Here is a 19,129-nt window from a genome sequence, read left to right on the forward strand (position 1 = left end):
TTTGAAAAAGTTATTGCTTGTTCTTATTGTTCTAAGCGTCGCATCGTTGTTTGTTGGGGTGGCAAATATGACACCCCAACAGTTGTTTTCGGGCGATGCAAAAGCACTAGAACTTTTCTTTACTAGCCGAATTCCGCGTTTATTTGCCATTCTTCTTGCCGGAGCAGGGCTGAGCATCGCTGGATTAGTGATGCAGCAAATTAGCCAAAACCGATTCGCCGCGCCTTCAACAACGGGCACGATTGAGTGTGCCATGCTTGGTTACGTAATGAGTGTGGTGTTTTTTGGTAATGGCGAACAGCTTTGGCTTGTCTTTGCTGTCTCTATTCTGGGGACCTTGATGTTCGTCCAGTTCATTCAACGCATCCAATTCAAAAGCGTCGTGTTTGTGCCGCTCGTCGGCATCATCTTTGGTAACGTTGTTGACGCTGTTACTACTTTCATTGCCTACAAATACGATGCCCTACAAAGCCTGTCAGCATGGAGCGTGGCAAACTTTGCAAACATTTTGCGTGGTGATTTTGAGCTGCTTTATATTGCTGTTCCCGTTGCTCTTTTAAGTTACCTATTTGCGGCACGCATTTCTGCGGTTGGCATTGGTAAAGACTTTGCAGTAAACCTTGGGCTGAACTATCAGCAAGTGGTGACGTTAGGCGTACTTTTGGTGTCGGTAATGTCAGCCAGTGTGGTGATGATCGTAGGTCAACTGCCATTTCTTGGGCTTATCGTGCCAAACTTAGTCAGTTACTTCTACGGTGACAATCTCAAACGCAATATCCCGCTTACTGCCATGTACGGGGCAATACTCGTTTTGGCGTGTGACTTGGTTAGCCGATTGATCATCTTCCCTCATGAAATGCCGATTTCAATCGTGATCAGTATCTTAGGCGGGGTGGTATTTATCGCGATGTTGTTGCGAGGTAAGCAAAGTGCGTGATTCCAAGAAACTGTTCTTATTGGCAGCCGTCGCGCTGCTTTTTGCGTTTTTGTTTATTGGCATTGGCTTAACGGCAGATAACTACCAGTACTTTTTATCGCGACGTGTGCCTAAAGTGCTAGCCATGGTGTTGGCGGGTATTGCGATCGCTCAATCTTCGTTGGTGTTCCAAACCATTACCCACAACCGGATTCTTACTCCAAGTATCATGGGGTTTGATGCGTTGTATGTGTTGACGCAAGTGCTGATTGTTTTGTTGTTTGGTGGTTTAAGTGCGCTCGTTCTGAATGTTTACATCAACTTCTCGATTGCTGTGTTGGTGATGGTAGGCTTTTCGATGTTGCTGTTTGGGTTTTATTTTTCAAAAGGCGGGCGCAATCTCATCACTTTGCTGTTAGTTGGGCTGATCTTTGGGCAGTTGTTTAGCAATATTGCGGTGTTCTTCTCCCTTCTGATGGATCCAAATACGTTTGCGTTTGTGCAATCTAAACTGTACGCGAGTTTCAACAATGTGAAGGTGAACTTGGTGTATCTCAGTTCGCCTATATTGCTCATCGCTTGCTGGTTGTTGTATCGCATGCATCGCACCTTAGATGTCTTTTGGCTCGACCAAGATAACGCTAAGAGCCTAGGGGTTGATGTCCCTAAAGTGACGCGCAATGTCTTTATTCTCTCTGCGGTTCTCATTGCCATTTCGACAGCTTTAGTCGGGCCAATCATGTTCTTTGGTTTATTGGTGACGAACTTGAGCCGTGAAATGTTCCACTCTTACCAGCATCGTACCTTGTTAGTCGGTTGTTCATTGATGGCAATTTGTGCCTTGTTGTCGGGGCAGTGGATTATAGAAAACCTGTTTTCATTTGAAACGACGCTGAGCGTGGTGATTAACTTTATTGGTGGTATCTACTTCTTGTATCTACTGCTGAAAAACAAAGTCGTATAAACATGATAGTTATAGATAAATTAACCAAAGCATTTGGTTCCAACAAAGTGGTTGATGGTGCGGATACCCAATTTGAGAAAGGGAAGGTGACATCGATTATTGGTCCAAACGGAGCAGGAAAAAGTACCTTGCTGTCCATGGCGTCACGATTAACCGAACGAGATGGTGGTAGTGTCATGATTGACTGCAAAGAGATTGCGGAATGGGACACCAAAGAGCTCGCAAAAAAGCTGGCGGTGTTGCGCCAAGCAAACACGATTACGATGCGCTTTACCGTAAAAGAATTGGTCTCGTTTGGGCGATTCCCTTATTCAAAAGGCAACTTGTCCAAAGATGACCATGCGATCATCGACCAAGCAATTGACTACTTAGACCTAAAAGAAATTCAAGATAAGTTCTTAGATGAATTGAGTGGTGGTCAACGACAGTTGGCGTTTATTGCGATGGTGATAGCCCAAGATACGGATTACGTTTTCCTTGATGAGCCATTGAATAATCTTGATATCAAGCACTCGCTACAGATCATGAAAGTCGTTCAGCGCCTTGCTCACGATATGAATAAAGCCATGGTTGTGGTGATTCATGATATTAACTTTGCGGCTTGTTACTCCGACGAGATCCTTGCGTTGAAGAAGGGCAAAGTGGTTGCCACTGGCAAAGTGGAGGAGGTGATTCAGGCATCCACGTTGGAAGATATCTACGAGACACCTTTTAATATCATTGAGCTTAATGGCAAGCGTATGTGTACTTACCACTAAAGCTACATTCATTAAATTAAAACGAAATAGAAATGTTGGCGAGCTTACTTGGTGAGCTCGTCAATGATTGGACATCGGCTCTCGGCATCGCCTGGGCAAGATGAAACCCAACCTTCTAATTGCTTTTTAATCTCCAACAAGTGAGCGATCTTTTGCTCAACTTCATGAAGCTTATCCATCGTACGCGCTTTCACTTCACTGCTCTTACGATTTGGATTGTGCGCCAGTTGAACGAACTCTTTGCATTCTTGCAGTGAGAATCCTGCGTTTTTTGCTCGAGAAACAAGGTTGAGCTCTTGGATATGTTTGTCAGAATATTCGCGATAGCCTGAATCGCTGCGAGCTGGTGACGAGATGATGCCTTTGTCTTCGTACATACGAATCGACTTAGAAGACAACCCTGTTAATTTCGCAACTGCACCAATATTCATGATGACCTCTGTATTTCAGATAACCTTTCTCGCGAGTATAACGCCAAGTGTTTATCTTCCCAAATGGCTTTGAGAGCAAACCTATTTTGTGGTGTTGACACGGATACCATCAATGGCTGTTTACGACCTCGTGTGGCGGAACACCAAACACTTTCTTGAAGGCGTTGGTAAAGTTCGATGGGTGGTGATAACCCGCCTCGTATGCTGCTTCTGTGATGGTGACTAATCCACGCTCCAAATGCTGACGCGCAATCTCCAACCGGCGGTGACGAATGTAGCCGTTGATGGTCATATTAAAAGATTGTTTAAAGCGACGCTGCAGGTTAGAAACGCTCATCGAGAACTGTTCTGCTAAGCGTTCTAAGGTTAAATCTTCTTCGAGGTGTGTCTCTATGTAACTGACGACATCCTCGATTCGAGCATCGCCAGAACGCTTTTTCTCTTCGCACTCCGCGCAGTAGTCGTCTGGCATTTGCCCAATCGAGTGGGAGAGCACTTGGTAGATCAAACTCTCTACCTCTATACGATCTTTCATGTTTGTCGGTGATTCATGTTGAGTTAGAGCTCGTGTCAGCTCAATTAACGTCTCATTAAGCTCCAGCGTGTAAAAGGCTTGGTGAGTTTCAATAAAGCGCTTGTGACCGCAATGTCCCGCCATTCTCGATTCCAACCAAGGTGGCTTAATAAGAATATTAATTTTATTCATGCGGTTGTTTTGAATCAGCGAGCGGCGGAAGTTTGCAGGCTTAGCTAGGTTAACAACCACGCCTTGTGGGCCTTTGCTTGCGTCAAAATCAAATTGGAGGTCATCGTAACCAAAAGAGAGTTTTCCCTCCAAAAGAATGGTAATCAGTAGTGCAGAATGTGCGGTTGAAACAATATTCGAATCGACTAATTCAATGCAACGTCCGCCATGAACAAAGATTTGGTCGTTGTATTGGTAGGAGAGGAATTGACCTTCCGCGAGTTGGGTTTGGTTGCTTTGACCTTGGGTTACAATGATCTGTTTTTCCTTCTGCTCAAGCTTTTTGGTTAGAGCCACTTTGGCAATTTTAGTTCTTTTTTTGGTCTCTTCCGCCATTTGACGTTTCCTCATAACACCTATGCGATTTCGCATAAGTGATTCGTCTTTGTATTTATCAATAGCGACCCTATCATACGTGAGAATTATTATCATTTATATTTAGGAAGACGTTTATGGAAAGCCCAGTTAGCTCACCAATTAAGCTTTCAAGCCTATGCCTAGCAGTCGGGGTGGCGCTTGCTCATCCCGCTTTAGCCCAAGAACAAGATTCTCATTTCGAAGAGGTAGTGGTGTGGGGTACGAAGGTATCCAGTAACACCGAATCAATGTTTGCCGACGACATGTCGCTTAAACAAGCTAACCACATGTCTGATTTGCTTCGTGATATTCCCGGCGTCGACGTGGGTGGTACACACTCCGTCAATCAACGTATTACCATTCGTGGCCTGGGTGAAACCGATCTTGATATCCGTTTAGACGGTGCCTCTCAGCACGCCAACATGTTCCACCATATTGGTAACCTTACACTCAACCCAGACATTCTAAAGTCAGCAGATATCCAAGTGGGTAATAACTCTGTTACCCAAAGCGGTCTTGGTGGTTCTGTGTACTTTGAGACTAAAGATGCTCGTGATCTTCTGCGTTACGATGAAAACTTTGGTGCTCGCGTTTACGGCGGTTATGCGTCTAACGACAACCAACAAGGTTCTCTAACGCTATATGGATTGCTGTCTGAAAACGTGGACGCGATGGTCTATGGTCACTACGTAACACGTGATGACTTTAAAGATGGTGATGGTAACAAAACCTTTGGTGCGGAAGGAGATGTTTACAACATTTTAGGTAAGCTCGGCTATGAGTTTGGCGATATTCACCGACTAGAAATCTCATACGATATGTATCGTGACAGTGGTGATTACAACCCACGCCCTGATATGTCTGGTGATGCCAATAACGGTTTGTCGAGTGAGCTTCTAATTCCAACCGATTATGATCGTGACACGGTCACATTAAGTTATGAGCTTCGTGATGAGCAACACCAAGGGGACGTCACGTTATATAACACTGAAACCGAAATCGTCCGTGATGAATCTGTCATGGCGCCGCGTTGGCCAGCAAACCGCTTATCGAAAAATACCGCGAAAAACCAGAACTTTGGCTTAAGCGCAAAATTCCAATCATTGCTAACTCTGGGTAGCTTTGATCATCGCGCGACTTACGGCCTTGATTACATGGATAAGACTTCTGAAAGTTACTATGGCAGCAGCAAGTTCATGGATGAATCTGCGGTTTCTACAGCTTTGTTCGTCGAGGACCAATTCTTTATCTCGGATGCGCTTTCGATCACAGCCGGCCTACGATTTGACGACTACCAACGCAAAGCAGAAACAGGTAAAAACGATTACGACGAAGTGACATGGGCACTAGCGGCAGAATGGGCAGTAACACAAGACTGGACGTTGTTTGCAAGTTCTCGCTCGCTGTTTAAAGGTCCAGAGCTAATGGAAACCTTTATTGCTTATCAAGATGTGGCTTATCTACAAGATGGTTTGAAGCCAGAAACGGGACTCAACACCCAAGGTGGTGTTCGTTTCAATAAGACGGTAAATGAACACACATTTGGCGCAAACCTAACCGTGTTCCAAACCGATATTGATGACTACATTGCAGAAGCGTATCAAGGAGCGACTCAAACATACCTTATTTACAATGAGGGTGATGTCGAGATCAAAGGTTTTGAAGCGAGTGCTTTCTATGGTTACGAGAGCTTCGGCAGCAAACTGTCTTACTCTAAGTCGGATACAAAGAACAAAGATACGGGCGGCCCAGTAGCGGGTGGTAATGGCCGTAGTATTGACATGGGTGACAGCATCGCTTTAACGCTGGATTACCAATCTGATTCGCTAGAAACCATTTTCGGCTGGAGTTCAATGTTTGTGCTTGAGGAAGATAACGTGTTTGACGGTCAACCTAAGAAAGACAGTTACGATGTTCATAACTTGTACGCACAATGGGTACCTTCTAACGTTGACGGGCTATCGGTCACCTTTGGTATTGATAACGTATTTGATGAGCTCTACACATCCCACGCCTCTCGCTCAGGCACAGCAAGGGGGATTACGTTAGACGATTACGAACCAGGGCGTAACTACAAGTTGTCTGCCGCTTATCAATTCTAACTCTAAGGGCAATAACAACAACCTTAGATGTTTGGCTCTCCTACGAGAGCCTTTTTTATGAAAGGGACGAGGGACTGAAATGATCAAAGAAACCACTGTAATTGAAAGCGAGCATGCGGCGAAATATCTCGTGACTTTGTGTCGCCACTTCGCGCGTAAAGTACCGGCGACTTGGAATGATGAAAAAGGTTTGGTGACATTTCCTGTTGGAAATACGGAGTTTAAGTTAGAAGGGGAGCGTTTACTGATAACTTGTGAGGCGGACTCTGAAGAGTCATTGGAAAAAGTGAAGGGCGTTGTATCGGTTCATGTAGAAATGTTCTCCCGCCGCGAAACACTGAAGTTGAACTGGATACGCTAGAGAAAGCGAATCGGCAGTCGCGACCAAAAACAACAAAGCCCGTAAGCATGATACTTACGGGCTTTCCAAAATCGTTTTTCCTAGGCTTCTTCAGGCGCTAGGCTTTTTTTTTCCTGCTGCATTTTAGCAAGGAAGTACACGTTAACACATGCAATAAAACCGTTAGTTAGAACTACTGGCCATGAATCGATCATCAAACCGTACGCTGTGAAAAGTGCACAGCCGATAAAGTTAAGGATACGAAGCTTAACGATATCTTTCATAGTTAGTGAGATAGCAACCATGATAGAAGCCGCGTAGCCTAGAATCTCAACCATGTTCATTTCCATTATTTGACCCTCTTAAATCTGCCGAATTTTGTCGGTACCACTTCTTCTCATCTTGAGATTAACGAGGAAGCTCCATGCCTCGAATGGTCTTGTTCGTTTTGATGGGTGAACTATAGCAATGGAAAAACCGTGATGAAAGCCTCAAATCAAGGTTAAGAGAAGGTTAGCGATTACGCAAACGTTTAGGAAAAAATTCATTGATAATTTTACTTATTATGTTGATTGATAATAGCGATACAAACAATAGACAAAACTGAGTTGAAGGAATTAGGACAATAACATAATATTGAAAATGAGAATCATTATTAATTAAGTGTAATTTATGCCTGTTGCCATTAGCTTTCTGTTTTCATTTGCCTTGATGATGCGTACCAAACCTCATTCGTGGGGAGTGGCTATCCACGTATTAACACATGTTCTGATGCTGATTCTGATTCCTTCTGACTATGTCGTTCAGTATTTGATGGTGATGTTTTTCTCTTCACCTTTCCTTATCCGACTTGCGAAACGCTCTTCAAGCTACGACATTTTGTTCGCATTTCTACCGCTTCTAATCGGGACGGGCGGATTAGTCTTAACTTCATAATTTCACGTCACTTCGTCTTTTTATTTATAAATACTAAGCTTTCATTAATAGTCTATTATTTTCATATGTTTGGTTGGTATTTTAGTGGTTTGTTGGTGTCACATAATTGTGACTAGGTGCAGTTTTCGTATCTGACGATTAACGAAACTGCAAAATATGATTGTTTATTGACTCAATACTTAGTTAAATCAGAGTTGTGATAAACGGTGAATCATAAGCCGATAAACTAAAATAATGTATAAAGGTCTAACGAGAAGACGTTGACCAATTAGCGGGGGTCAGATGAGTACACAAGCTGTGCCGCAAGAAGTATTAGTAGATGCTGTCAAAGGGGATGTTTACGCTTTAAACCTTGAGGGGAAGGTTAGGGCGATTAACGTCGGAGATGTATTGGTTCCGGGTGATGTAATCATCACGGAAAATGGCGCTTCGATTGAAGTGATAGCGGAAGGTTCTCTCTATCTAGTAGACGAGAATTGTGTGGCGTGTATTCCAGCGCCGACACCTGAAGCTGCATCGACGGAAGCGGTCGTTCAAGCGCCTGTTGACGGACAAGTCAATGTTGACCCAACGGCAGCGGCAAACGCTGAGTTTGGTGCAGAAGACGTGGCTGCGATTCAACAAGCCATTTTGGAAGGTGCCGACCCTACCGCCATTTTAGAAGCAACCGCTGCAGGTCCTGGTGGCGGCGGTGGTTCCGGTTCTGCGAATGCGGGCTTTGTTACCATTGAGTACAACAATCCTGAAGTACTCGCTTCAACCTTCTTCGAGACATCGGCTCCAAGCGGTGATACCGAAACCGATGATGATATTGATGGCCTCGACATCACCATTTTTGCTGACGGCGGTCAGTCTCTCTCTTCTCAAGTAACAGAAGGCTCAATTTCTCTATCAAGCTACCCGCAAACCATTTCTTCTAGTGTGTTGGTTGAAGCAGGGGATCTCGCACTTGATACCGCTTCATTTGTACCTGAAACGTCTTCTTTAGAGTCTTTGTTAACTGAGCTTAACAGTGATATTACCTCTGGTGGTCAGCCAGTGGCGTTCGTTTATGACGAAGCGCAAAATGCCATTATCGGTACTCAAGAAGGTAACGAAGTGCTTCGTATCGAGATCGAAGCGACATCTTTAGGCCGTGATTTAGAGTTAGAGGTCGTTACCACGATTAGCCAGGGTATTGACCATGTCGCGTCTGTTGCTGATGGCCAAGTATCGATCGTCGGTGATCAAATCAATATCGCTTTTGATATTACTGGCGCAGATATTGGTGGGAACAGCATTCAAGCGCCTATCGATTTTACGACAACCGTTATTGATGGCGATGATCCTGCGCCGCAAAACGTTACTTTTGAAAACGTTGAATCTTCTTCTACACCAATCACTGGCACCTTTGTTGATATTGGTAGTGATCAATTGGCAACGGTCACGTTTAATCAAGAAGGACTTAGTCAGTTCGATGGCCTATTGAGTGATAATCAGGCGACAGAAGCGGTACTCTCTGAAGACGGCAGTACTATCACCTTGTCCATTGCTGGCTCGAATGAAACCGTCTTAACCATCAGTCTGAATACTGATGGTACCTACCAATTTGAGCAATTTAAGCCGTTAGAACAAACAAACGGTGAAGATACGATTGAGCTCTCTTTGCCAACCACAATCGTCGACTATGACCAAGATACAGCAAGCAACACCTTTACGATGACCATCCTTGATGGCGATAATCCAGTGATTGAGAACGTGACGGGATTGTCTTTAGACGAGGCGGGTGTTGACCAAGGTTCACAGGAAGGCGCGGTAGTAACAAGTGGTACTGGGGCGATCACGACAGCGGTCGGTAGTGACATCATTGATCACTATGAGTTGGAACCTACAGAGTTTAATGTTGGTGGAGAACTCCAATCTCAAGGGCAGGTTGTTCAACTAGAACTAGCGTCCGAGAGTAACGGCGTACGTACTTACGAAGGCTTCATTGAGCTGGATGGTGTGCGTATTACCGTATTTGATGTGGCGATTGATGCACCTGCATTGGGCGAATACCAATTCAACTTGTATGAACAACTTGACCATACGGGTGCTAACGATGACTCGCTTACTTTCTCACTGCCAGTTTACGCGGTAGATGCGGATGGTGACCGTTCCTCGATTACCGACGGTTCGAACACACCAGAAGCAGCGCAAATTGTCATTCAAGTTCAAGATGACGTTCCTTCGATTGATGGCGTTGAGGCACTAGCCGTCGATGAAGACGATTTATCAAGCATCGGCTCCGATCAAAGCGATTCTGTGCTCGCGCAAGGCAACTTCACGACGACTCAGGGCTCAGACCGTGTTGTAAGTTATCAATTAGAAAGCGGCACTGATCCACTCAATGGGTTGGAATCTCAGGGTCGATCTATCTCTCTGACGGAAACAACCAACTCAGATGGCAGCTTTACCTATTCTGCAACGGCAGAAGGGGACGCTATCTTCACCTTACAAGTGAACCCTGACGGTTCTTATTCATTTACCCTTGAAGGTCCAATCGATCATGCTGTGGGTAGTGATAGCTTAACTCTAGACTTCAATATTGTCGCAACGGACTTTGACGGTGACACCAGCTCACTTGTTCTACCAGTTACCATTGCTGATGATGTGCCAACCATTAATGACGTTGTTGCTCTTACCGTCGATGAAGATGACTTAAGTTCGGTAGGCTCTGACCAATCACAGCCAACATTGGTTGAAGGGCAGTTCACGACGACTCAGGGTTCTGATGGTGTCGTACAGTATCAGTTGGATGTAAACGCTGATCCCTTAAATGGCCTGCAATCTCAAGGTCAAACCGTCTCCATTGCCGAAACGCAAAATGCAGACGGCAGCTATACTTACAGCGCAACGGCAAATGGCAGCGCAGTCTTCACATTAATTTTGAATACTGATGGCTCGTACAGTTTTGAGCTGCAAGGTCCAATCGACCATGCGTCAAATAGCGACAGCTTAACCCTTGATTTTAGCGTTATTGCTACCGATTTCGATGGTGACACAAGCCAAATCGTATTGCCTGTTACCATCGTGGATGATAAGCCAACCATTACCGATGTCGATGCGATTACCGTTGATGAAGATGACTTAAGCACGATTGGTTCAGATCAGACTGACCCGATTTCAATCGATGGCAACTTCACCACCACACAAGGCTCGGACCGAGTGGTGAGTTATCAGCTCGATGCTTCTTCAACACCAGTTGATGGCCTTACATCACAAGGCGTGGCCGTCACGCTGACTGAAACCGCAAACGGCGATGGCAGCTTTACCTATCAAGCAACAGCAGGCACCGAGTCGGTCTTTACACTGACAGTGAACACTGATGGCTCTTATAACTTCACGCTTGAAGGCCCAATCGATCATGCTGTTGATAGTGATGAGTTAACGCTCAACTTCCCAATCATCGCGACCGACTTTGATGGTGACACCACAAATGCCACTATCCCGGTCACCATCGTGGACGATAAGCCAGTTATTACTGACGTGGATGCCATTACGGTTGATGAAGATGATCTAGCGTCAATCGGTTCAGACCAAAGCAATCCAATTTCTATTGATGGTAACTTCACCACCACACAAGGTTCAGACCGAGTGGTGAGCTACCAACTCGATGGCACATCAACACCAGTTGACGGTTTAACATCGCAAGGCGTGGCTATCACATTAACTGAAACTGCAAACGGTGATGGCAGCTTTACCTACGAAGCAACCGCGGGCTCTGAAGCGGTCTTTACGCTAACAGTGAATACTGATGGCTCTTACAACTTCACGCTTGAAGGGCCAATTGATCACGCGGTTGATAGTGACGAGTTGACACTTAACTTCCCAATTATCGCAACCGACTTTGATGGTGACACCGTCACAGAAACGATTCCAGTCACAATTGTTGATGATGTACCGACCATCACAGCGGTGGATGCGTTGAGTGTCGACGAAGACGACCTTAGCGGTGTGGGTTCAGACCCAGGCGGCGATCTGTTCGTTGAAGGGGCGTTTACAACCACACAAGGCTCTGACCGAGTGGTGAGCTATCAACTGGATTCAACCGCTGATCCTGTTGCGGGGCTGACCTCTCAAGGTGAGGCGATTATCTTGGTGGAAACCGCGAATGGCGACGGCAGCTTTATTTATGTGGCGACCGCAGACGGCAATCCGGTATTCACGTTAAACGTAGCAACAGATGGCACTTACGATTTTACGCTGCAAGGCCCGATTGACCATGCAGCTAACAGTGACAGCCTGACGATTGATTTCCCAATTATTGCCACCGATTTTGATGGTGATACGACTTCGGCAACCATTCCAGTCACGATTACGGATGATGCACCAATCATTGATAATGTCGTGCCTCTGGCTGTAGACGAAGATGATTTATCAGGTATTGGCTCAGACCAAACTGACGCAGTGTTTGTGGAAGGCGCATTTACGACCACTCAAGGTTCAGACCGAGTGGTGAGCTACCAACTTGATTCAACTTCTGATCCTGTTTCAGGTTTAACTTCTCAAGGTGAGCCTGTTATTTTGGTAGAGACTGCGAATGCCGATGGCAGCTTCACTTACGTGGCAACTGCGGATGGCAATCCTGTCTTCACCATGAATGTGAATGCTGACGGTACATATGACTTCCGTCTGGAAGGGCCAATCGATCACGCGTTAAACAGCGATGAGCTAGTACTGAACTTCCCAATCATTGCAACAGACTTTGATGGCGATACGACGACCGCGACCATTCCCGTCACGATTACTGATGACGTTCCAACTATCGACAACGTTGTTCCACTCACGGTGGACGAAGATGATCTCGCCTCAATTGGCTCAGACCAAAACGATGATGCGTTTATGTCGGGCTCTTTCAGCACAACTGAAGGCTCAGACAGCGTTGTTAAATACCAGCTTGATGCAACGGCAGATCCAGTAGCAGGGTTGACCTCTCATGGTGAGCCTGTCGTGCTTGCAGAGACAGCAAATGGTGATGGCAGCTTTACTTACACTGCCACAGCAAATGGCAATGACGTATTTGAATTGGTGGTGAAGCCAGACGGCAGCTACACCTTTACTCTGCAGGGCCCACTAGACCATGCGGTGAATAGCGACAGCCTGCAAATCGACTTCCCGATTATCGCAACAGACTTTGATGGCGATACGTCGACAGAAACACTACCTGTCACCATCGTTGATGATAAACCAACCATCACTGACGTAGACGCAATCCGCGTGGATGAAGATGACTTAGCGACGATTGGCTCTGATGGCTCAGATCCAATTTCAATCGATGGCAACTTCACTACAACGCAAGGCTCTGATGGGGTGGTGAGTTACCAATTGGATGCTGCTGCAACGCCAGTTGATGGCCTAACATCGCAAGGTGTGGCAGTGACGCTGACGGAAACTGCAAACGGCGACGGTAGCTACACTTATGAAGCGACAGCCGGAACTGACGCCGTATTTACGCTGACCGTTAATACGGATGGTTCATACAACTTCACGTTGCAAGGTCCAATCGACCATGCGGTAGACAGTGATGAGTTAACACTGAACTTCCCAATCATCGCGACGGATTTTGATGGTGATACCACCACAGAAACGCTCCCAGTCACCATCGTGGATGATAAGCCGACTATTACCGATGTCGATGCGATTACCGTTGATGAAGATGACTTAGGCACGATTGGCTCAGACCAAACTGACCCGATTTCAATTGATGGCAACTTTACCACCACACAAGGCTCTGACCGAGTGGTGAGTTATCAGCTTGACGCTTCTGCAACACCAGTAGCTGGCCTTACATCACAAGGTGTGGCCGTCACGCTGACTGAAACCGCAAATGGCGATGGCAGCTTTACTTACGAAGCGACAGCGGGTAGTGAAGCGGTCTTTACGCTAACAGTGAATACTGATGGTAGTTACAACTTCACGCTTGAAGGTCCAATCGATCATGCTGTTGATAGTGATGAGTTAACGCTCAACTTCCCAATCATCGCGACCGACTTTGATGGTGACACCACAAATGCCACTATCCCGGTCACCATCGTGGACGATAAGCCAGTTATTACTGCCGTAGATGCCATTACGGTTGATGAAGATGACCTAGCGTCAATCGGTTCAGACCAAAGCAATCCAATTTCTATTGATGGTAACTTCACCACCACACAAGGTTCAGACCGAGTGGTGAGCTACCAGTTAGATGGCTCATCAACACCAGTTGACGGTTTAACATCGCAAGGTGTGGCGGTCACATTAACTGAAACTGCAAACGGTGATGGCAGCTTTACCTACGAAGCAACCGCGGGCTCTGAAGCGGTCTTTACGCTGACAGTGAATACTGATGGATCTTACAACTTCACGCTAGAAGGGCCGATTGATCACGCGGTTGATAGTGACGAGTTGACACTGAACTTCCCAATTATCGCAACCGACTTTGATGGCGACACCGTTACTGAAACCATTCCAGTCACGATTGTTGATGATGTACCGACCATTACAGCGGTGGATGCGTTGAGTGTCGATGAAGACGACCTTAGCGGTGTGGGCTCAGACCCAGGCGGCGATCTGTTCGTTGAAGGCGCGTTTACGACCACACAAGGCTCTGACCGAGTGGTGAGCTACCAACTGGATTCAACAGCAGATCCTGTTGCGGGGCTGACCTCTCAAGGTGAGGCGATTACCTTGGTGGAAACCGCGAATGGTGACGGCAGTTTTACCTATGTGGCCACCGCTGACGGCAATCCTGTCTTCACGTTGAATGTCGCAATAGATGGTACGTACGACTTTACGCTGCAAGGCCCGATTGACCATGCCGCTAACAGCGACAGCCTGACGATTGATTTCCCAATTATTGCCACCGACTTTGATGGTGATACGACTTCGGCGACCATTCCAGTCACGATCACGGATGATGCGCCAATCATCGATAATGTTGTGCCTCTGGCTGTGGATGAAGATGATTTATCAGGCATTGGCTCAGACCAAACTGACGCTGTGTTTGTTGAAGGCGCGTTTACGACTACTCAAGGCTCAGACCGAGTGGTGAGCTACCAACTTGATTCAACTTCTGATCCTGTTTCGGGATTAACCTCCCAAGGTGAGCCTGTTACTTTGGTAGAGACTGCGAATGTCGATGGCAGCTTTACTTACGTGGCTACCGCGGATGGCAATCCTGTCTTCACCATGAACGTGAATGCAGACGGCACATACAACTTCCGTCTAGAAGGTCCGGTGGATCATGCGTTAAACAGCGATGAATTAGTTCTGAACTTCCCAATCATTGCAACAGATTTTGATGGCGATACGACGACCGCGACCATTCCCGTCACGATTACTGATGACGTTCCAACCATTGACAACGTTGTTCCACTCACGGTGGACGAAGATGATCTCGCTTCAATTGGCTCAGACCAAAACGATGATGCGTTCATGTCGGGCTCTTTCAGCACAACTGAAGGCTCGGACAGCGTTGTTAAATACCAGCTTGATGCAACAGCAGATCCAGTAGCAGGGTTAACCTCTCATGGTGAGCCTGTCGTACTTGCTGAGACAACAAATGGTGATGGCAGCTTTACTTACACTGCCACAGCAGATGGCAATGCCGTATTTGAATTGGTGGTGAAGCCAGATGGCAGCTACACCTTTACTCTGCAGGGCCCACTAGACCATGCGGTGAATAGCGACAGTCTGCAAATCGACTTCCCGATTATCGCAACAGACTTTGATGGCGACACCTCATCGAAGACGTTACCTGTCACCATCGTTGATGATAAACCAACCATCACTGACGTAGACGCAATCCGCGTGGATGAAGATGACTTAGCGACGATTGGCTCCGACGGCTCAGATCCAATTTCAATCGATGGCAACTTCACTACAACGCAAGGCTCTGATGGGGTAGTAAGCTACCAATTGGATGCTGCTGCAACGCCAGTTGATGGTCTAACATCACAAGGTGTGGCCGTCACGCTGACTGAAACCGCAAACGGCGACGGTAGCTACACTTATGAAGCGACAGCAGGAACTGAAGCAGTATTTACGCTGACCGTTAATACGGATGGCTCATACAACTTCACGTTGCAAGGTCCAATCGACCATGCGGTAGACAGTGATGAACTGACACTGAACTTCCCAATCATCGCGACGGATTTTGATGGTGATACCACCACAGAAACGCTCCCAGTCACCATCGTTGACGATAAGCCAACTATTACCAATGTCGATGCGATTACCGTTGATGAGGATGATTTAGGTACGATTGGCTCAGACCAAACTGACCCGATTTCAATCGATGGCAACTTCACCACCACACAAGGCTCGGACCGAGTGGTGAGCTATCAGCTCGATACTTCTGCAACACCAGTAGCTGGACTCACATCACAAGGCGTGGCAGTCACACTGACGGAAACTGCAAACGGCGATGGTAGCTTTACTTACGAAGCGGCAGCGGGGACTGAAGCGGTCTTTACGCTGACAGTGAATACCGATGGCTCTTATAACTTCACGCTTGAAGGGCCAATTGACCACGCGGTAGATAGCGATGAGTTAACGCTCAACTTCCCAATCATCGCGACAGACTTTGATGGCGACACGTCTGCTGAGACAATTCCTGTCAAGATCGTTGATGACAAACCGACACTTGGTGGCATCGAAGCCACAAGTGTGCAAACGGTTGACGAGGACGATATCCCAACAGTCGGATCTGATGGTACGCAGTCGAACAGCATTGCAGGTAACTTCATCGCGACTGATGGCTCTGATGGCATTGTGGAGTACAGCGTTTCTGACCTGACGACGCCAGTACAAGGCCTGACCTCTGGCGGTCAATCACTGGTTATGGTTGAAGTATCAAACGCAGGTGGCGTTTCAGTTTACGAAGCTCGTATTGATGGCACGACGACACCAGTATTCCGTGTGACTCTCGATGCTTCTGATGACAGCTACACGTTCGATTTGCTTGCTCCTCTCGATCATCCAAATGCTGATGGCCAAAATGAACTGGTCATCAATTTACCGATAAACGCGACTGACACTGATGGAGACGTGTCGAACAACATCACCTTACCAATTACGGTTGTGGATGATGTTCCGACCATTGATGGTTTGCTAGCAGGCAGCGAACAAACCGTTGATGAAGATGACCTACCAGCAGGTACGGATGCTGCAAGTGCAGAAGATACTGTTATTTCGGGTACTTTTGATATCACCGAAGGTGCTGATCAAGTAGCTTCTATTCAGCTGAGTGACCTGACCACGCCTGTTGCGTCACTGACTTCAGATGGTGAAGCTATCACCTTAGTTTTGTCTTCTAGCGCAAACGGCGTGAACGTATACCAAGGTGTTGCTGGCAATCCTGCTGAAGTGGTTTTCGAACTGACGCTGGATGCAACGAACAACTCCTATGAGTTCGATTTACAGAAGCCGCTTGATCATCCCGATGGTAATCAGCAAAACGAGATTGTTATTAACCTCCCTGTGACGGCGACAGATAATGATGGTGATACTTCACCAGCCTTCACATTGCCAATTACCGTTGTGGACGATGTTCCAGTTGTTACCAATATTGAAAGTCTACGTGTCGACGAAGATGACTTACCTCTTGGTTCTGATGGAACGAAAGAGCCATTAACGGTATCAGGTGAGTTCGAAGTCACTAGCGCAGATGGTATTGATGCTTTCGAATTGGATCTAAGCTCAAATCCTATCCCGAATCTGAAATCGGGTGGAGAAGAGGTAACACTTTCTCAAGACGTTGGCGCTTCAACTGCTGACGCGCTTGTTTACGTGGGACAAACGCCGGGTGGAGTGACGGTCTTCACGTTGACACTTCATCAAGATGGTAAATACGACTTTGAGTTATCTGGTCAGTTAGATCACGCGGTTAACTCTGATGAAATTTTGTTGAATCTACCTGTGAAGATCACGGATGGCGACAACGATACCTTCACTGCGACCTTGCCAGTGACCATCGTAGATGACAAACCAACCATTGATGCTATTAGCTCTGGTAGTACCTTGTCTGTGGATGAGGATGATATTCCAAGCCAAGGTTCGGACGACACGCCAGAATCCAATATCATTGGTGGTAACTTTGACGTTACTGATGGTGCCGATTCTATCGTTAGCTTCCAGTTGGATAGTTTAACATCGCCTGTTTCTGGCCTTACCTCAGGTGGTCAACCGCTTGAGTTGGTTGAGTTTTCAAATTCAAACGGTGTGATTGAGTACCGAGCTTATGTACAAGGTACGACGGACACCGTCTTTAAACTGACGCTAAATGGTTCAGCAGACAGTTATGAATTTGAACTGTTGGGTGCACTTGATCATCCTGCGGGTAACGATGAAAACTCGTTAGTCATCAACTTTCCAGTCAACGCGACTGATTTTGATGGCGATGTTTCAAATAATATCACCTTGCCGATCACAGTGGTGGACGATGTTCCTGCGATTGTGAAAGTGACAGACACTAGCCAACAAACAGTCGATGAAGATGATCTTGCTGGTGGCTCAGACACGACAAGTAGCGATTCAACGGTATTAACCGGTGGATTTGAAGTCGTTGATGGTGCGGATGAGATTGTCAGCTACCAAGTTTCTGACCTTAATTCTGTTGTGTCAGGGTTAACTTCCAACGGTCAAAACATTGAGCTTAACTTGGTGAGTACTGTTGGAGGCGTAGCCAGTTACGAAGCGGTCATCACTGGTACATCAACTAAGATCTTCACGTTGTCTCTTGATGCGAATAACGACAGTTACCAATTTGAACTATTGGGACCAATCGACCATGATGCTGTTCAAGGTGAAAACAACCTTGTCATTGATATCCCAATTACAGTGACAGATTTTGATGGTGATACGTCATCATCACTGAACCTTCCAATCACCATTGTTGATGACATTCCTGAAATTACATCAGCAGATGCTTTGGCTGTTGACGAGGATGATCTCGCTAATGGCTCTCAGGCAACCAACAAAGACAGCCTAGAAGCAACAGGTAATTTCGATACGGTGGAAGGGGCAGATACGGTTGTCTCTTACCAGTTAGATCTTACTTCTAACCCGATCCCAGGAGTCACTTCAGGTGGTCTCGCGGTAACGTTAGTTCAAACCGCGGTAAGCAACAACAACTTTACTTATCAAGGTCAAACACCGGATGGTAACTCAGTGTTCACGTTAGTTTTGAACGCTGACGGCTCTTACAAGTTTACGCTTGAGGGTGCGCTAGACCACTCAACCCAGGGCGAAGATACACTCATACTCGATCTTCCAGTCTTCGCGACCGATGTCGATGGCGATACGGCCGGTATTAACTTACCAGTTACGATTACCGATGATGTTCCAACCCTGCACGATGCGTCTATTTCACGTATTGAGGGACAAGGAAACCGTACGGTTCGCTTATTCCGAGACCCTGTAGAAGGTGATGATGATCTTGGTGCTGACGGTGCACAAGTGACGTCATTCTCGGCTGATGATTCGGGTATTTACTTCAAGCAAAACGGTGTTGACTCGGACTCTGTTGATTTAAACGGCAGCAACCAAGTTGTGGTTCGTTCACAAGGTTCTTGACGG

Annotated in this window: 10 protein-coding genes; 7 read left to right on the forward strand and 3 right to left on the reverse strand. The window is 46.5% G+C overall.

The window, feature by feature from the left end:
* Position 1 precedes the first annotated feature (1 nt).
* Genes vctD through vctC form a run of 3 tightly spaced genes read left to right on the forward strand, consistent with a single transcriptional unit; the run spans position 2 to position 2,638 of the window.
* A complete protein-coding gene (vctD, locus tag ACLIIY_RS23805; protein ID WP_005437790.1) occupies positions 2 to 937 on the forward strand; it encodes an iron chelate uptake ABC transporter permease subunit VctD in 936 nt (311 codons plus the stop codon).
* Positions 930 to 1,880, forward strand: a complete 951-nt coding sequence (gene vctG / locus ACLIIY_RS23810) for an iron chelate uptake ABC transporter permease subunit VctG (protein WP_104036585.1) — start codon at positions 930 to 932, stop codon at positions 1,878 to 1,880. Before vctD ends, vctG begins: the two co-directional genes overlap by 8 nt.
* Before the next feature lie 2 nt (positions 1,881 to 1,882).
* Entirely contained in the window at positions 1,883 to 2,638 is a 756-nt protein-coding gene (gene vctC, locus ACLIIY_RS23815) for an iron chelate ABC transporter ATP-binding protein VctC (protein WP_038867972.1), read from the forward strand.
* 44 nt (positions 2,639 to 2,682) lie between these two features.
* On the opposite strand, the gene cueR is transcribed toward vctC, so the two are convergent.
* Together cueR and ACLIIY_RS23825 are read right to left on the reverse strand one after the other, a co-directional pair.
* Entirely contained in the window at positions 2,683 to 3,069 is a 387-nt protein-coding gene (cueR, locus tag ACLIIY_RS23820) for a Cu(I)-responsive transcriptional regulator (protein WP_005437780.1), read from the reverse strand.
* A 109-nt stretch (positions 3,070 to 3,178) separates the two neighbouring features.
* Positions 3,179 to 4,150 carry a helix-turn-helix domain-containing protein gene (locus tag ACLIIY_RS23825; protein WP_434528631.1) on the reverse strand — a complete coding sequence of 324 codons (972 nt, stop codon included), beginning with the start codon at positions 4,148 to 4,150 and terminating at the stop codon, positions 3,179 to 3,181.
* Positions 4,151 to 4,266: 116 nt separating this feature from the next.
* Between ACLIIY_RS23825 and ACLIIY_RS23830 the strand changes: the two genes are divergently transcribed.
* Together ACLIIY_RS23830 and ACLIIY_RS23835 are read left to right on the forward strand one after the other, a co-directional pair.
* Complete coding sequence (locus ACLIIY_RS23830; protein WP_434528632.1) at positions 4,267 to 6,273, forward strand: TonB-dependent siderophore receptor; 2,007 nt, start codon at positions 4,267 to 4,269, stop codon at positions 6,271 to 6,273.
* Between the two features lie 79 nt (positions 6,274 to 6,352).
* Positions 6,353 to 6,634, forward strand: a complete 282-nt coding sequence (locus ACLIIY_RS23835) for a DUF2218 domain-containing protein (RefSeq protein WP_009704151.1) — start codon at positions 6,353 to 6,355, stop codon at positions 6,632 to 6,634.
* Positions 6,635 to 6,714: 80 nt separating this feature from the next.
* Here the strand turns inward: ACLIIY_RS23835 and ACLIIY_RS23840 are convergent, their stop codons facing one another.
* Positions 6,715 to 6,963, reverse strand: a complete 249-nt coding sequence (locus tag ACLIIY_RS23840) for a YgjV family protein (RefSeq protein ID WP_005431786.1) — start codon at positions 6,961 to 6,963, stop codon at positions 6,715 to 6,717.
* Between the two features lie 322 nt (positions 6,964 to 7,285).
* On the opposite strand from ACLIIY_RS23840, the gene ACLIIY_RS23845 reads away from it, so the two are divergent.
* The gene (locus ACLIIY_RS23845) at positions 7,286 to 7,549 is read left to right on the forward strand and encodes a hypothetical protein (protein ID WP_009704152.1); all 264 of its coding nucleotides are present in this window, start codon (positions 7,286 to 7,288) and stop codon (positions 7,547 to 7,549) included.
* 282 nt (positions 7,550 to 7,831) lie between these two features.
* Positions 7,832 to 19,126, forward strand: a complete 11,295-nt coding sequence (locus ACLIIY_RS23850) for a retention module-containing protein (protein WP_434528633.1) — start codon at positions 7,832 to 7,834, stop codon at positions 19,124 to 19,126.
* Positions 19,127 to 19,129 lie beyond the last annotated feature (3 nt).

The sequence above is a fragment of the Vibrio sp. K4 genome, from assembly GCF_051122595.1.
GTDB lineage: Bacteria > Pseudomonadota > Gammaproteobacteria > Enterobacterales > Vibrionaceae > Vibrio > Vibrio owensii.

Excerpts from the sequence above, each read along its gene's own strand:
- vctC (WP_038867972.1), top strand. The coding sequence starts at position 1,883 with ATGATAGTTATAGATAAATTAACCAAAGCATTTGGTTCCAACAAAGTG.
- cueR (WP_005437780.1), bottom strand. The coding sequence starts at position 3,069 with ATGAATATTGGTGCAGTTGCGAAATTAACAGGGTTGTCTTCTAAGTCG.
- ACLIIY_RS23825 (WP_434528631.1), bottom strand. The coding sequence starts at position 4,150 with ATGGCGGAAGAGACCAAAAAAAGAACTAAAATTGCCAAAGTGGCTCTA.
- ACLIIY_RS23830 (WP_434528632.1), top strand. The coding sequence starts at position 4,267 with ATGGAAAGCCCAGTTAGCTCACCAATTAAGCTTTCAAGCCTATGCCTA.
- ACLIIY_RS23835 (WP_009704151.1), top strand. The coding sequence starts at position 6,353 with ATGATCAAAGAAACCACTGTAATTGAAAGCGAGCATGCGGCGAAATAT.
- ACLIIY_RS23840 (WP_005431786.1), bottom strand. The coding sequence starts at position 6,963 with ATGGAAATGAACATGGTTGAGATTCTAGGCTACGCGGCTTCTATCATG.
- ACLIIY_RS23845 (WP_009704152.1), top strand. The coding sequence starts at position 7,286 with ATGCCTGTTGCCATTAGCTTTCTGTTTTCATTTGCCTTGATGATGCGT.
- ACLIIY_RS23850 (WP_434528633.1), top strand. The coding sequence starts at position 7,832 with ATGAGTACACAAGCTGTGCCGCAAGAAGTATTAGTAGATGCTGTCAAA.